The 16,007-nt window shown below is 43.5% G+C and carries 12 protein-coding genes; 11 read left to right on the forward strand and 1 reads right to left on the reverse strand.

Annotation, left to right across the window (positions count from 1 at the left end; all coding sequences use genetic code 11):
• The first annotated feature begins 1 nt into the window (after position 1).
• The 9 genes from Q7S57_03055 (at position 2) to Q7S57_03095 (ending at position 11,654) form a co-directional block, all read left to right on the forward strand.
• Positions 2-1,093, forward strand: a complete 1,092-nt coding sequence (locus tag Q7S57_03055) for a site-2 protease family protein (protein MDO8512228.1) — start codon at positions 2-4, stop codon at positions 1,091-1,093.
• Positions 1,090-2,844: a proline--tRNA ligase gene (locus Q7S57_03060; GenBank protein ID MDO8512229.1), complete on the forward strand. Its 1,755-nt coding sequence runs from the start codon at positions 1,090-1,092 to the stop codon at positions 2,842-2,844. The genes Q7S57_03055 and Q7S57_03060 overlap by 4 nt, the downstream gene beginning before the upstream one ends.
• Before the next feature lie 234 nt (positions 2,845-3,078).
• Positions 3,079-4,131, forward strand: a complete 1,053-nt coding sequence (locus Q7S57_03065) for a rod shape-determining protein (protein ID MDO8512230.1) — start codon at positions 3,079-3,081, stop codon at positions 4,129-4,131.
• A gap of 24 nt (positions 4,132-4,155) precedes the next feature.
• Complete coding sequence (locus Q7S57_03070) at positions 4,156-5,634, forward strand: DUF2779 domain-containing protein (GenBank protein ID MDO8512231.1); 1,479 nt, start codon at positions 4,156-4,158, stop codon at positions 5,632-5,634.
• Positions 5,635-5,794: 160 nt separating this feature from the next.
• Positions 5,795-6,595: a rod shape-determining protein MreC gene (gene mreC, locus Q7S57_03075; GenBank protein MDO8512232.1), complete on the forward strand. Its 801-nt coding sequence runs from the start codon at positions 5,795-5,797 to the stop codon at positions 6,593-6,595.
• The gene (locus Q7S57_03080; GenBank protein MDO8512233.1) at positions 6,596-7,114 is read left to right on the forward strand and encodes a hypothetical protein; all 519 of its coding nucleotides are present in this window, start codon (positions 6,596-6,598) and stop codon (positions 7,112-7,114) included.
• Positions 7,104-9,128: a penicillin-binding protein 2 gene (gene mrdA, locus Q7S57_03085; GenBank protein MDO8512234.1), complete on the forward strand. Its 2,025-nt coding sequence runs from the start codon at positions 7,104-7,106 to the stop codon at positions 9,126-9,128. Before Q7S57_03080 ends, mrdA begins: the two co-directional genes overlap by 11 nt.
• A 351-nt stretch (positions 9,129-9,479) precedes the next feature.
• Positions 9,480-9,941 carry a transcription elongation factor GreA gene (gene greA / locus Q7S57_03090; GenBank protein ID MDO8512235.1) on the forward strand — a complete coding sequence of 154 codons (462 nt, stop codon included), beginning with the start codon at positions 9,480-9,482 and terminating at the stop codon, positions 9,939-9,941.
• 135 nt (positions 9,942-10,076) lie between these two features.
• A complete protein-coding gene (locus tag Q7S57_03095; GenBank protein ID MDO8512236.1) occupies positions 10,077-11,654 on the forward strand; it encodes a PIF1 family DEAD/DEAH box helicase in 1,578 nt (525 codons plus the stop codon).
• 20 nt (positions 11,655-11,674) lie between these two features.
• Here the strand turns inward: Q7S57_03095 and Q7S57_03100 are convergent, their stop codons facing one another.
• Positions 11,675-13,138 (reverse strand): nitronate monooxygenase, encoded by a 1,464-nt coding sequence (locus tag Q7S57_03100; GenBank protein ID MDO8512237.1) that lies wholly within the window; start codon positions 13,136-13,138, stop codon positions 11,675-11,677.
• Positions 13,139-13,191: 53 nt separating this feature from the next.
• On the opposite strand from Q7S57_03100, the gene lysS reads away from it, so the two are divergent.
• Both lysS and Q7S57_03110 read left to right on the forward strand, forming a co-directional pair.
• Positions 13,192-14,694, forward strand: coding sequence for a lysine--tRNA ligase (gene lysS / locus Q7S57_03105; GenBank protein ID MDO8512238.1), 1,503 nt, complete (start codon positions 13,192-13,194; stop codon positions 14,692-14,694).
• Positions 14,687-15,997, forward strand: coding sequence for a serine--tRNA ligase (locus tag Q7S57_03110; GenBank protein MDO8512239.1), 1,311 nt, complete (start codon positions 14,687-14,689; stop codon positions 15,995-15,997). The genes lysS and Q7S57_03110 overlap by 8 nt, the downstream gene beginning before the upstream one ends.
• Positions 15,998-16,007: the final 10 nt, after the last annotated feature.

Here is a 16,007-nt window from a genome sequence, read left to right on the forward strand (position 1 = left end):
AATGGTAACAATAATAATCTTCGTTCTTGTTCTCCTCGTACTGATTGTTTCGCACGAGTTTGGACACGCTATGGCGGCTTGGTTAACGGGTTGTCGGGTGGAGGAATTTGGTGTTGGATTCCCGCCAAAATTATTCGGAAAAAAAATTGGTGATACATTGTTTACCGTCAATGCTGTGCCATTGGGCGGGTTTGTGCGGATTACCGGTGAAGACGGAGTGACCGGCGTGGACGGCACAACCACAGTTGATAAAAAGTCGTTTGCGAATAAAAACTTTGTCGTAAAATTGATTATTTTGGTCGCGGGGGTGACGATGAATATCTTGTTGGCGGTGGTAATTTATACGATTATTGCCGGTGTTGGTTCCAGTGTTCCTATTGAAGGAATTCCCGCCAACCTGCCGATTGTGGATAAGCGAGTTGAGATTGTCGCCGTAGAAAAAAATGATATTCTAGCAAAAACAAACATTAAGGCCGGAGATGTAATTAGTAAAGTTGGGGATCAAATTGTCGCAGATTCGGCAGCCGCCGCTACGGCGATTAAAAGTTTTACGGGAAGCGAACTTTTCTTGACATTAAAAAACGAAAAAGAGACCAGAATTGTTAATATAAAATTTAACGGCCAACACGAGGCGGGAAAACCGGTCGGTCTTTCTTTGCTGGATGTTGGTACTTATCGCGTGGTTTGGTATCAAGCGCCGATCGAGGGCGTAAGGGCAACCGTGCGCGTGGTCAAAATGACGGCAACCGGTATAGGTGGTCTTTTTTACAATCTTATTTGGCAAAGACAGGTTCCATCTGATGTTGCCGGTCCGGTTGGGATTGCAAAGATTGTTGGACAAGTTGGCAGTCAGGGGGTACTTCCACTAATGGAACTAATGGCGGTCTTGAGCGTAAATTTGGCGTTGATAAATATCTTACCAATTCCTGCCCTAGACGGCGGTCGGGTGTTGTTTGTGATAATCGAGGCGTTGGGAATTCGCACATTTAGAGGGAAAATTGAACAAATGGCCCATTCGATTGGGTTTGTCTTGCTCATTTTACTGGTTTTGCTTATAACAATTAATGATATTAGACGTATCATTCATCCATGAAAACCATGAAAAAACCATCTCAAAAAGTCCAAAGACAGTCTAAGTATTTTTGTAAAACCACAAGGGAAACACCCAAGGATGTTGAGTCCAATTCGCACGCATTTTTAATCAGGGGCGGGTATATTCGTGAATCCGTCGCGGGGCGTTATTACTTCTTACCGTTGGGTTATAAAGTGCAACAAAAAATAATGGATGTAGTGAGAGAAGAAATGAATAATGTCGGTGCGCAAGAAATGTTAGCACCAATTTTGCATCCTCTGGAACTTTGGAAAGAAACTAATCGCACAAACACAACCGGCTTTGAGTTGATGAAAGTCAAAGATCGTCGGGGAGGAGAATTCGCGCTTGGCGGTACAGCAGAAGAAATGTTTGTTGATCTTGTTAGACAATTTAAATTGAGCTACAAAGATTTGCCATTTCAGCTATATCAATTCTCAACAAAGTTTAGAGATGAACTAAGGGCGCGTGGTGGTTTACTGCGCGTGCGTGAATTTATTATGAAAGATGGTTATTCATTTCATCGCAACGAGGAAGATTTCAAAGAGACTTATGAAAAAATGAAAATTGCTTATACGAAAATGTTTGACCGTCTGGGTCTCAAAACGGCAATTGTTGAGTCGGATAACGGTTATATCGGTGGCGAATATTGCCACGAGTTTATTGTTGAATCAGAAATCGGCGAGAGTAAATATTTTACAACCGATGATGGTGCTTATTCGGCGCATGAAGATGTGGCGAAATTTAGAAAATTGGATGTAGAAAACACAGATGAGGCGGAGAAAGAAAGAGAGGATGTGGAAGGGGTCGGTATTGTTGGTGTGGAAGAGCTTGCTAAGTTTTTAAAAATTCCGGCCGAAAAAACAACAAAGACTATTCTTTTTGAAAATGAAAAGGGTGAAGTGGTCGCGGTAGCAGTAAGCGGTATTTATGACATCAATGAAACGAAACTAAAAAACGTTCTTGATTGTACGCAATTAAAATTGGCTTCGCCGGAAGTTGTAGAAAAAGTTACCGGGGCAACAGTTGGATATGCAGGTATTCTGAATTTACCCAATGGTGTAAAAGTTGTGATGGACGAATCACTTCAGGGTCGAAAGAATTTTGAGTGCGGTGCCAATAAGACAAATTTTCATTCGATTAACATTAATTTTGGACGCGATTTGCCTGAACCGGAAAAATATTATGATATTGCTTTGGCCAAAGCGGGATATTTGGCACCAGATGGAAAGCAGAAACTAATCGAGAAAAAGGGAATTGAGGTGGGGAACATTTTCCAGCTCGGGTATCATTACACAAAATTAATGAAGGGCGCGGTTTATATTGACGCGGATGGAAAAGAAAAGCCGTTTTATATGGGTTGTTATGGTTTTGGGATCGGACGTACAATGGCGACCATCGCCGAAAAATATCACGATGAAAAAGGATTGATGTGGCCAAGCGTGGTAGCGCCATTTGATGTTCACGTTGTTTCGCTTAAGGACAATGAGTACGCGGGTAAAGTGGCGGAAACGCTAAGCAATGAAGGTTTTGAAGTTTTGTTTGACGAACGGGATGGCGCGTCGGTTGGTGAAAAATTCGCGGATAGCGAACTAATCGGTATTCCCGTGCAGGTGATCGTTAGTGAACGCGGAGCGAAGGAAAATATCGTCGAAATCAGACAGCGTCGAGATTTGAAAAATTCACAAAAAATTAGTCGTGATAGCGAACAAATATTGGTAGTGGTTAATAAAATGTTGGAGGCGGTTAAGTGAGTATCGGTGTTGGAGTCATTCCCTCCTTTATCAAATGGCGCGGCGGATGCCCCGAGAACATCCGGTGGATGTTCGAGAGGGTGCCAGCGCCGGCACATCAGTGCCGTGCCGGGCGGGGGTGGATTCTGAAAAGAATTCGTAATAATTACTTAATCCCTCCCATCCTCCCTTTGGTAAAGGGAGGAGACGCGGTGATTTCGCAGAATTATTTTCAATTACGTATAAAAACCCTAAATGTTTGATCGACTATTCGGAAAATTTTCCCAGGATTTAGGGATCGATTTGGGCACCGCCAACACGCTTGTCTACAGCAAGGGAAAGGGAATTGTAATAAACGAACCATCGGTAGTGGCAATGAACACCAAGACCAAACAGATTTTGGCGATTGGCACCGAGGCGCGAAAAATGGTTGGTAAAACACCGGCCCACATTGTCGCCACGCGCCCACTCCGTGATGGTGTTATTTCCGATTTCGAAATTACCGAGCACATGTTGCGTTATTTTATTGACAAAGTGCATCATGATTCGTTTTCGTTGGTGCCAAGACCACGCGTAATTATCGGTGTCCCGTCCGGTGTTACGGAGGTGGAAAAACGCGCCGTGGAAGACGCGGCCATGCGCGCCGGGGCACGCAAAGCTTTTCTTATTGAGGAACCAATGGCCGCGGCGATTGGTTCGAGACTTCCTGTTCAAGATTCGGCGGGAAATTTAATCGTTGATATTGGTGGAGGTACAACCGAAGTGGCCGTTATCTCTTTGGGAGGTGTCGTAGTGAGCCGTTCATTAAGAATTGCCGGAGACGAATTGAGCGAAAACGTCATTCAATACGCGCGTGATGAATTTAATTTGCTTTTGGGTGAACGTACAGCGGAAGGAATAAAAATCGGGATTGGGTCGGCTTGGGAACTTTCGGAACCGTTAGAAATGCCGATGCGAGGACGCGATCTTGTAACCGGACTTCCAAAGGAAGTAATTGTGAACGATACGCAAATTCGTGAAGCGTTAAGTCGTTCTGTGCGGACAATCGTCAACAGCGTTAAGGCCACAGTAGAAGAAACACCGCCGGAATTATTAGCCGATATTATGGAGCGGGGAATTGTCTTATCGGGTGGTGGCGCGCTTTTAAGAGGGTTAGATAAATTAATCGCGTCAACAACACATATTCCAACGCGTGTTGCCGATGATCCGTTAACCGCCGTCGTGCGAGGCACAGGCATTGTGTTGGAGGAATTGGAGTCATTACAGGAAGTGTTAGCCCCCTCCCCATCCCCAAAACCGTTGCGCTAGTATTTACATTTTTCTATTAATCAAATGATGATTTCTAAAACCGAATATATGATGTTTTTGAAGCACCCGGCTTGGCTGTGGTTAAAAAAACATAACCCAAAAAAACTTCCACCGGTTACGGCCGGCACGCAAGCGCTTTTTGATTCCGGTCACCGGTTTGAGCAATATGCCGAGAAACTTTTTCCCGTTGGCGTTCGTCTTGGTTTTGATAATTATGGCGAATATCTATCATTACCCGAGCGTACCACGAAGGCACTGGCTGATGGCGCAAAGACGATATTTCAGGGTCGTTTTGAGTTTAATCAACTCACTTTTATTTGTGACATTGTGGATGTTGTTGGGGATAAAACCGTTGATCTTATTGAAATAAAATCGAGTACGACGGCAAAAGATGAACACGAATTTGATTTGGCATTTCAAATGGTCGTGCTTGAAGGGTGTGGTTTTACGGTACGCAATATCTCGGTTATTCATGTCAATAATGATTATGTACGTGAAGGAGAAGTTGATCCGAAAGCAATAACAAAAACAAGCGAAATTACCGAAGCGGTGAAGGCTAAACGTGAATATACCAAGGAGCGAATTGAGCAGGCGTTGAAGGTGGCAAATTCGGATAAGTGTCCCGATCTTTCTCCCTCGTTTGTTCAGCTTGGTTCGGTTGGGGATTGGCTGAATATCTACAGAAGTCTTGCGGACGTTAAACCATTGAGTATTTATGACTTGTGTAGCATTAGCGCGCAAACAATCGGCGAGTTGGAAAAGTCGGGTGTAGAGTTGATTGTTGATATACGCGACGATGTTAAATTAAACTTTAAACAGTCGCTTCAGGTGCGCGCTACCAAACAAGGGGGAGCAATTATTAATAAAGATACAATCAAGCAGTTTTTGGATGAACTGATATTTCCACTTTATTTCTTTGATTATGAAACTCTTTCCAGCAGTGTGCCTTATTTTGATGGGATGCGTCCGTATAAACAATATCCATTTCAGTATTCGTTGCATATTCTTGACGCACCGGACTTAGAGCTTCGTCATATGGGTTATTTGCACAAAGACAACTCCGATCCGGCGGAAGTGTTGAGTAAAACTCTAAGGGCGCAAATTGGGGAATCCGGTTCCGTTGTTACGTGGAATATGGGTTTTGAAAAAGGTTGCAACGAACTTATCGGTTCCAGGTTGCCGGAATATGCCGATTTTTATAAATCGCTCAACAATAGAATTGTCGATTTGATGACTCCTTTTTCGACGGGTTTGTATGTTGATAAGGATTTCAAAGGAAGCGCTTCGATTAAAAATGTTTTACCTGTTTTGGTGCCGGAGTTGTCTTATAAGAATTTAGGAATTCAAGAAGGCGGTTCGGCGCAACGGCTGTGGATGGAGGCTATTTTGGATGGCAAGCGAATAAACGAGAAAGAAAAGATTCTAAGTGATCTGCACGAATACTGTAAGCTCGATACATTGGCGATGGTGGAAATATACAGGAGACTTAGAGGACTGACGTAAAGGATCAGACGGTTAAACTGATTCCCGCCCTTCAGGGCGAGGCTCGCCCAGATGGGCGGCCTGCTTGATACAGGAATGACACGGCGGGAGATTTAGTTCTTAGTACCGGGTTGCGGCGGTAACCACTAATTTCGTTTCTTGTGGTAAAGTGTTTTTGAAGATGGCTAAAGAAAAGAAAAAAAGACCGATAATTGCTTTTGTGGTCCTGTTTATGGCCGTGATTTATGTTTTTAGTCGTGGGTGGCTGGCGCCCTTTCAGGGGGCTTTTTTGCGATTAATTTCCCCGATAACTGCTCCAAGCGCAAGTGCGACGCAAACGGTTGGGGCGTATTTTTTGTCGTTTCTTCGTGTTGGAACCCTCAGTCGCACGGTGCGTATTCTTGAAAACACGATCGTGGAAGACCAAGTATTATTGGCGAAATATTCCGGCATTGACGCGGAAAATAAAGTCCTGCGAGAACAATTACGCTTACTACCCAAAAACAAATTTCAGTTAGTGAGCGCTGATGTGATCGCTCATAGCACCGACGGCGGTAAGGATGTCTTAATTATAAATAGAGGTAATCGTGACGGCATTAAGGAGAATATGCCGGTGATTATGAATGATGGAGTGGTGGTTGGTAAAATAGCGCGAGCGGACAATCTTGTGGCGACCGTTATGTTAATGACGGATGTCGATTTTAAGTTGGCGGCAATTGTAGTCGGAACGAAGGCCCCAGGGCTTATTCATGGAACAAAGGGCTTGGACGTTTCATTGGAGGAAGTGCCGCGTGCGGAAAAGATAAAGATCGGAGAATCGGTTGTTACTACGGGGGTTGATGGTGTTTTTCCTCCGGATTTATTAGTGGGGAAAATAAGATCAGTGGACGCGCCGGAAAATGAAATTTTTCAGTCGGCCAAAGTAACACCGGTTATTGATATCCGACAAGCAAGAATTGTTAGTGTTATAAGGGCTTGGTAAATGAAATATTATCTGACACTAATTGGTTTTTTTGTTGTTTTGGTCGGTTTGGACATGTTTTTTTCACGGTTGTTTATGCGATCGAATGTATCGTTGGTATTGGCGTTTTTACTCACGACAGCTTTTATTATTCCGCAAAAAACACGTTATATTTTTAGAACATTAATTCCTCTGATGCTGATTTGCGGTTTGGCGGGAGATAGTATGTCTGCCGTTTCGCCCGGGATAATATTTATAACTTATTGTTTATTGGCAATTATTGTTTTATCGATTTCTAAAAATATACCCAGTGCCGATAGTATCGGCTATTTAATACTCGTTGTATTTTCTGTTTGTCTTATCTATCGTCTTTTCTTTGGTGTTGTATTTAATGGAATTAGTTTTGAGATTGTCTCTTCTGTTTTATTACCTTCTTTTTTCTCGGCAATCTATACGACAGTTGGCGCAGTAGTGATTGCTTATTTGTTTGAGACGTCATTCGGGCGTGGTCTCGGAAAAATTATTTTTAATGAAGATTAATAATACCGGTAAAATAAGGGCGCGACAGATTCTCACAAATATACACAGTTCCAGTCAGACTAGTGGCGAGGATTTTTTTGTTCTGCCAACCGGAGAATTGCATCCTATGGCTGATGCTGTTCCGATAAATCGTCTAAAGTTTTTAGGTTTTGCGGGTATTTTATTACTTGGAATTTTAGTTTTAAGAGGGACGTATCTTCAAGCATCACAGGGTATTTTCAGAAAACAAGTGCAGAATAATTGGTTGCGTTTGCGGGTTGAATACGCACCACGTGGCGTGATATTTGATCATAAGGGTCAGCAACTCGTGCAAAATGTTGCTTCGACCGACTTGGTTATTTATCCTATTCAACTGCCAAAAGATATTGAATCAGAAATTACAATTTTAAGAGAGATATTTACGAATGTACCGGCCGAAGCCTTTCAGGAAATCATGAATGGGGCAAATAGAACTTCAACGTTGCCGGTGCCGCTTTTATCGAATATCACACACGAACAAATGGTGGCCGTTCTTGCCAGAGAGGATGAGCTTCCGGGTTTAAGTGTTGAAAATTTGCCGACGCGTGAATACAAAGACGGAAATATCTTCGCGCATATTATGGGTTACATGGGCCGAATTAGCGAGGAAGAACATAAAAAGAATCCGGATTATTTATTGACCGAATCCTTGGGGAAAAACGGTGTAGAGAGCGCGTACGAAAGTGTGCTTAGGGGTGAACACGGGGCAAGGCGAGAAGAAGTGAATTCGAGTGGGCGTATTATTAATGATTTGGGTACCGTTCCCGCTAAACCGGGATTGAATTTAAAATTGAATATTGATGCCGATTTGCAAAAAAGACTATATCAAGATTTGGAGATTGAACTAAAAAATGCGGGGGCGTCCAGAGCAACGGCGGTCGCGCTTGATCCAAGAACCGGCGGTGTGCTGGCGATGGTGAGTATTCCGTCGTTTGATAATACGAAATTAACGCAGGGAATTTCCGGTAAAGACGCTACGGATCTGTTTTCCAACAAAGACACGCCAATGCTGAATCGCGCGATTCAAGGAGAATATCCTCCCGGTTCAACATTTAAGTTGGCCGTTGCGATTGCCGGGTTAGAGGAAAAAATTATTACATCGGAAACTACCATAAACAGTACCGGGGGAATTAGAGTGGGATCTTGGTTTTTCCCTGATTGGAAACCGGGTGGTCATGGAATTACAAATCTTAATAAGGCTATCGCGGAATCGGTAAATACTTATTTTTATACATTGGGTGGAGGTTTGGATAATGTAAAAGGGCTCGGAATTGAAAAAATGGAAAGTTGGGCAAAAAAAATGGGTTTTGGCGGACAAGTCGGCATTGATATTCCCGGTGAAGTCGATGGTTTCTTGCCAACCGCGGATTGGAAGTTAAAAGTTAAAAAAGAACCTTGGTATATTGGCGATACTTATCATGCCGCGATTGGTCAAGGAGATATCTTAGTAACGCCGTTGCAGATCGCCCAGATTACCGCCGTGATTGCCAATGGTGGAATATTTTACGAGCCGCGGATTGTGAATAGTTTGGTAAAAAACGATGGGGGGGTAGTTGAAGAAATTAAGCCGGTAAAACGTCCCGGAAGCTCGATTGATGCTTCTATCGCCAATATAATGCGTCAGGCGATGCGTGAGACGGTATTAACCGGTTCGGGCAGGGCACTGGGTGATTTGTCGGTTGCTGTGGCCGGTAAGACGGGCACCGCTCAATCGGCGAGCGGGTTGGAGAATACCCATGCCTGGTTTACGTCATTCGCGCCTTATGATAATCCGCAAATCGCGCTGACAATTTTATTGGAAAAAGCGGGTGGAGGAGATAAAATTGCCGTTCCAATCGCCAAAGATATTTATGGTTGGTATTTTGGGGACAGGACGAAGGAGAGCACGTTACTAAAATCCAATGATGTATCTACGGTAAAACCGCCTTTGAGTGTGGTCCCGACACTACTACCAAGTATAAAGCCTGTTCCTGCTGTTTTGCCAAAGAATAATTAATAAGTGAGTCAATTTGAAATTTGAAATTTAGAATTTGAAATCAATTTTTAATATCTAAATTTGAAATACGAACGCGTTTTTTCAAATTAATTTATTACGATATTTCAAATTGATTAAAAATTTCAAATTATAAATTAAAAATTGGGGAACCCATATTGTGCATTGTTTGGAATATTATTATTGATGCCACTTTCCCCTTGACGTCAATTTGAATGTCGTGTACCGTATCTGTCCATAGCACATAAAAAATCAGTGTTTGGCATGGCGAAGTGACCATATAACGGTTATTGTCACAAGCCCCAAGCACGAAATTATGTGTTTAAGATTAATTTGTCAGTAACCAATAACATCATGTATCAGAAAAAAAATCCGATAACCGAAGAAGGTCTGCGAAAATTACAGGAAGAGTTGAATATTTTGAAGACCACCCGTCGTCATGAGGTTGCGCAAGCAATTCAAACGGCGAAGGAACAAGGTGATTTGTCTGAAAATGCCGAATATGTTGACGCGAAGGACGCGCAAGGTTTGTTGGAACAACGGATTATCGATTTGGAAGCACTCTTAAAAAATGCCGAAATTATCCATAAGGATTCCAATGGCCGGATCAATGTTGGCGATACTGTTAAAGTCGATATGGCCGGTAAAGAAACTTTGTTTACAATTGTTGGGCCGAATGAGGCGGAACCCGCCAAAGGAAAAATTTCCAATGAATCACCTTTGGGCGTCGCGTTGCAGGGAAAAAAAGCGGGTGATGTTGCATCGGTTCGCACACCAAACGGCAACAAGCAAGTGAAGGTATTGAGCGTCGGGTAAGAAATAGGAATGCTAAAAATAGCGACCGGTTTGGTCGCTATTTTTGTAACCGGCGTACCACTCCCGAAGTGGCCCAACGGATTCACTTCGGGAGTGGTTTTCGGTTGGCGTCAATTTTTGTAGTATCATTAGGTAATGCTCCAAAAAGAAGTTCTTGATATTCTTAAGACCGGTGCCTCGGTTTTTTTGACCGGTGAACCCGGTAGTGGGAAGACACACGTTATTCGCGAATATATCAGATATTTGCGTTCCGTGAAAATTGATGTCGCGGTTACCGCTTCTACTGGAATTGCGGCGACGCACCTTGGTGGCGTGACGATTAATTCTTGGAGCGGGATTGGGATTAAGAAAATTCTTTCGAAATATGATCTCGATTACATCGCGAGTAATGAGTATTTGGTAAAAAGAATTACTAAAACGAAGGTGCTCATTATTGATGAGGTATCGATGTTGGATGGTAGTACATTGGATAGTATTGAACGTGTTTGTCGCGCCATCAAACAGTCGGAGTTGCCTTTTGGCGGGATGCAAACTGTTTTGGTTGGTGATTTTTTTCAACTTCCGCCCGTGGCCAGACAGGGCGAACCGCCGGCCAAATTCGCGTTTGATTGCGCCGCTTGGTTTAAGGGGAAATTTTTGGTCTGTTATTTGCATGAGCAGTTTCGGCAAAGTGATCAAGATTTTTTAAATGTTTTATCGGCCGTGCGAAAAAACGCGGTAACAGATGAACATTTAGCGCATTTGGATAAGCGATGTGTGGAACTGGATTTTAGCGGTGCGACGCCCGCCCCGGGAGGCGAGGCTCGCCCTGATGGGCGGCAATTAACACGGTTATATTCACATAATTTGGATGTTGATAATGTTAATAATGAGGCGCTAAAGAAAATTCCCGGCGAGGCAAAGATATTTAAAATGGAAACAACCGGACGCAGAATATTGGTTGATCAAATTAAACGCGGTTGCTTATCGCCGGAAACTTTAGTGTTAAAAAAGGACGCAGTGGTGATGTTTACCAAAAATAGCCCCAAAGGATTGTTTGTTAACGGTACTTTGGGTCGTGTGGTGGAATTTAATTCATTTAGCGGAATGCCGGTGGTAAAAACAAAAGACGGCAGAAAGATTGAAACCGAAAAAATGGATTGGGCGATTGATGACAACGGGCGCGTGTTGGCGCGGGTCAGTCAAATTCCATTGCGTCTGGCATGGGCTTTAACTGTTCATAAGAGTCAGGGGATGTCGCTGGACGTGGCGTTTATCGACTTGAGAACCGCTTTTGTGGCCGGTCAGGGTTATGTGGCATTATCGCGCGTGCGAACATTGCAGGGTTTGTTTTTGTGCGGGTATAACAAACAGGCTTTATTGGTGCATCCGGAAGTTTTAGTGAAAGATGTGGATTTTCGGGCGCAATCGGAAGCCCTGTCGCAAGAGTTTTCTAAATTATCGGCAGAGGAACTGGAAAAGATGCATCGGAATTATATTCAAGGAATGGGCGGTGTTTTGAAAACTAGCGGGGAAAGTGAAAAAAAATATTCCTTGGAAATAATTCGCGAAAAATTTAAAAATGCGTACGCCAAATGGACGGAGGAAGATGACAAATTATTGGCGGAATTATTTGGCCAGGGCAGGGGATATAAGGATATGGCCAATCACTTTGGTCGTAAAACCGGCGCGATTACGGCGCGTTTAAAGAAACTAAAGCTGATTGAGGAATAAAAAAAACCGTAGCTCGTAAGCTACGGGGGAGTCGGATTTTGTTCACTCAGCAACCATTTGGCTGCATCCTCGGCGGTGTAGGAATTTCCCGGGCCTGTCATAAGATGTCGAAGGAAGTCGACATTTCCAAGTGTAACAATTGCCGGTTCTCCTTCATTGTTCATTCCTGCTGTCGTGAGAAGACCATTGCAAAGGCATTTTCGTCCTTCTGTGTCCTCTCTGATGCCTCCTTGGGCAACATAGTGGTCGATGGGCCCGCTTGGACATCGGTACCCGATTGTGCCATCGGATTTTTGGTAAGGTGTACAAAGTACACCATGGTCACAAATGCGTTCGCGATTTTCGAAAACCTTGGTTTCTGCAACGGTTCCTTCCAGCATGGCAACCATAAAGGGGTAACCAGTCGGCGACACTTGCATGTCCTGGTTAGTTTTCAGTTTCCCAAAAAAACCTAGAGCACGCAGTCTTCTGCGCAGTTTTGGATCCATCCCTGATTCCTCGCAGAGAGCAAAAATGGAACCAACTTGAACTCCTTGTGCGCCCAATGCCAAGGCTTCGGCAAGTTTTTTTGGCGAAGCATAATTGCCTCCGATCCAAAACGGAAGGCCGAGGGAGGCAATTCTGGCGTGATCAATTACGTCTTTCTCTCCATAGATCGGAAGCATTTTTCCACCAGCATCGAAAACTGGACGTCGTGGAGGAGCGTTGTGCCCGGCCGCGGTGTTTTCCTCAACGCCAAATCCGGAAATGCTTCCTTTGGGGAGTCTGCTGGACAACCTGACAAAGGCATTTGCAGCTGCATAAGAAGAAACGACTGGGATAAATCCTGGTCTTTCCATTGTAGGCAACTTAGCCCCAAAGAATGACTCAAAATCAAACAACACCGTGTGTTTATTTGATTTTGAACCTAGAACAGGGACTTCATAGTGCGCGGGCCTTCCTTCGAGGATGTCTGTGATCATTGCCGGAACAGACAAAGCCATTCCCGCCCCCATTGTGATGAAGTTTGCGTTGGCGAGCATTGCTCCCACAACAGCGAAGGGATGGGGCATAGCGATCTTTTCGAGGTAGTTGATCGTGATCGGATGATCGTGTCCTTCTTTGGCAAGCCAAACGAAGGAGTAGTTTGCGCAAACTACGAGGGCAATGAGGAGTCTGCTTGGGTTGACCGTAAAAGAGGGCGCATTTTTGAAGCGACCTTTCTTTACACCACCGGCGACGAAGTATTTATCCATTACTTCATTAACAACGGCTTGAAATGGAAATGTTGCCAACGCGCGACGAATGTTTTCATCGGGGTCGCCTCGTTGCAAAATGGCCACCAACACCCTTTCCAGCGCGACACCGGAAACGGTGCCGTATTGGCCTAACATGGCGATAGTCTTTGCTAGTCTTGGGCAGGAAATGTTTACACCCATTCCGCCACAACGAATCATTCCGAAGGTTTTGTTGCTCACTGTATGTTCCTTATTTTTGAGTGTCAATGTTCAATCCCACGGTTAGAATAGCAGAAAAGGAGAAAAAATCTATATTTGTCATGAGTAGTGAATTTCAGTATAATCACTGCATGCGCGAAGATTTGATTACAACCCGTGAAGAACATGTTAAACGGCTTCAAGACGCGGGCCGAAATCTTTATCCAACTTGGAATGGGCGGACACATTCCGTAACCGACATCCATGAACAAAGTGAAGTATTAATAAGTGATAAAACTGTTGTTACTACGGCGGGGAGGTTGAGTGCAAAAAGGAAACATGGCGGGTCTACATTCGCGGATATTGTCGATGGTGGTGGAAAAATTCAAATTTGGATAAAGCGCGACTTGGTTGGCGTTGAAAATTATACATTGATCGAAGCTTTGGATTTGGGTGATATTGTGGCGTTTACGGGGGCAGTTATTAAAACAGAGGCCGGTGAGTTAACGGTGCAGTGTGAAAAATGGGAGCTCCTTACAAAGTCTCTTACACCGCTTCCCGATACTTGGTATGGCCTAAAAGATGTTGAAGTACGTGCCAGACAACGCGAGTTGGATTTGTTGATAAATAAAGAATCAAGAGAGACGTTTGTGATGCGAAGCAAAATTATTCAAGCGATGCGCGAATTTCTTTTACGGAATAATTTTATGGAAGTGGAAACACCTGTTTTGCAGAGTATTGCGGGTGGGGCTTCGGCGCGTCCGTTTACAACGCATCATAACGCTTTGGATTTGGATTTATTTTTGCGTATTTCGCCGGAACTTTATTTGAAGCGGATGGTTGTAGGTGGTTTTGAACGTGTGTTTGAAGTGGCGCGCAATTTTCGTAATGAGGGCGTGGATCGCCAACATAATCCGGAATTTACAATGTGTGAGTTTTATATGGCCTACGCGAACATTGATGATTTGATCAGTTTATCCGAAAAAATGTTTTCCGCGATTTTTTCCGGCGTTGGCAAAGGGGACAAAATTACATACCAGGGCGTTGAACTGGATTTCAAAGCGCCATGGAAACAAATATCTTATGTTGATACGATTAAAAAAGAAACGGGGATTGATGTATTAGAAGATGTTGACCCGCAAATTTATATTAATTATATGAATGATAATAATTTTGATTTACCGGAATCAAAATCATTGCCGGCACTGGTTGATACGTTATTTAAGGAAGCGATTCGCAAGAAAGTAGTACAGCCGGTAATTGTGAGGGATTTTCCGACGTATATGGAACCTCTGGCAAAACGCGTAGAAGGTAATCCAAAATTGGTACAGCGTGCGCAATTGGTGGCGATGGGGGCGGAATTATTTAAAGCTTATACCGAATTAAACGATCCGATTGATCAGGAGAAGCGTTTTATTGAACAGGAACGATATCGTGAGGCCGGCGACGCGGAAGCCCAACATATCGATCAAGCTTTTTTGACGGCACTGAAAATAGGTTTACCGCCAACGGCCGGCTGGGGAATGGGTATTGATCGTTTAACAATGCTTTTAACCGATCAATCACACATCCGAGACGTGATTACTTTTCCCCTAATGCGCCCGGAGACTGACTCAAATGCTTGATATAAATTTTGTTAAGGAAAATCTTACATTAGTAAAAAACGTTTGTCGGGATAAAAATATTGACGTCGATGTTGATAGGCTTGTTGCATTGAATTTGGAAATCGTTAAAAAGAAACAGGAAATTGATGGTCTAAACGCGGAAAGAAATAAGCTAGCCAAAAGTACCGGTGGCGGAAAACCGACGGAAGAACAATTAAAATTGGCGAGAGAACTGAAGGAAAAAATTGCCACAGTTACTGATGGTGCAAATTTGAATGCGCTAGAAAAAGAATATGTCGTTTTGCTCGAAAAACTGCCGAATATTCCTACCGGCGACACGCCTATCGGGAAAAATGAGGATGAAAATGTTGTTTTGAGTCAATGGGGCGAGATTAAAAAGTTGGATTTCAAACCTCGCGAACACTGGGAAATCGCGGAAAAATTAAATTTGTTGGATACGGAAAGAGCAACAAAAGTTTCCGGTTCCCGTTTCGTTTATTTGAGAGGGGATTTGGTGCTTTTGCAATATGCGTTAATCCAGCAAGCTATGGGAATTTTGATGAGTAGAGAAGCGTTGGCAAAAATAATTGCAGAATTCGGATTATCTGTTTCCGATAAGCCTTTTACTCCGGTTATTCCTCCCGTAATTGTTAAAGCTGAGGTAATGCAGAGAATGGCGCGGTTGGAGCCCAAAGAGGAACGCTATCACATCGAACAAGACGATTTGTATTTAGTTGGCAGTGCCGAACACACACTTGGACCAACCTATATGGATGAAACATTAAACGCGGAAGAATTGCCAATTCGTTTAGTAGGTGTTTCATCGGCTTTTAGAAGAGAAGCGGGATCATATGGTAAAGATACGAAAGGAATGATTCGTTTGCATCAGTTTGAAAAGTGTGAAATGGAATCTTTTTCCGCGCCGGATGCGTCACTGGAAGAACATAAACTGTTTTCGGCGATTCAGGAAACTTTGATGCGGACATTAAATATTCCTTACCAGGTAATTCTAAAATGCACGGGTGATATGGGTACGCCAAACGCGAGAGCAGCTGATATTGAAGCTTGGTTTCCGGGGCAAAATAAATATCGTGAAACGCACACCGCGGATTATATGACGGATTATCAAACGCGTCGTTTGAAGACAAAAATCAAAATGAAAGACGGCACTACGACATTCGCGCACATGAATGATGGGACAGCTTTTGCCGGACGAACGATTGCCGCCATTATTGAAAACTATCAACAAGAAGACGGAAGTGTGATTATTCCGGAAGTGTTGCGCGGTTACTTTGGAGGACGAGAGAAAATTTTAGCCGTCTAATTTTTTAAGA

Source organism: bacterium, from assembly GCA_030647555.1.
Classification (GTDB): domain Bacteria; phylum Patescibacteriota; class Andersenbacteria; order UBA10190; family CAIZMI01; genus CAIZMI01.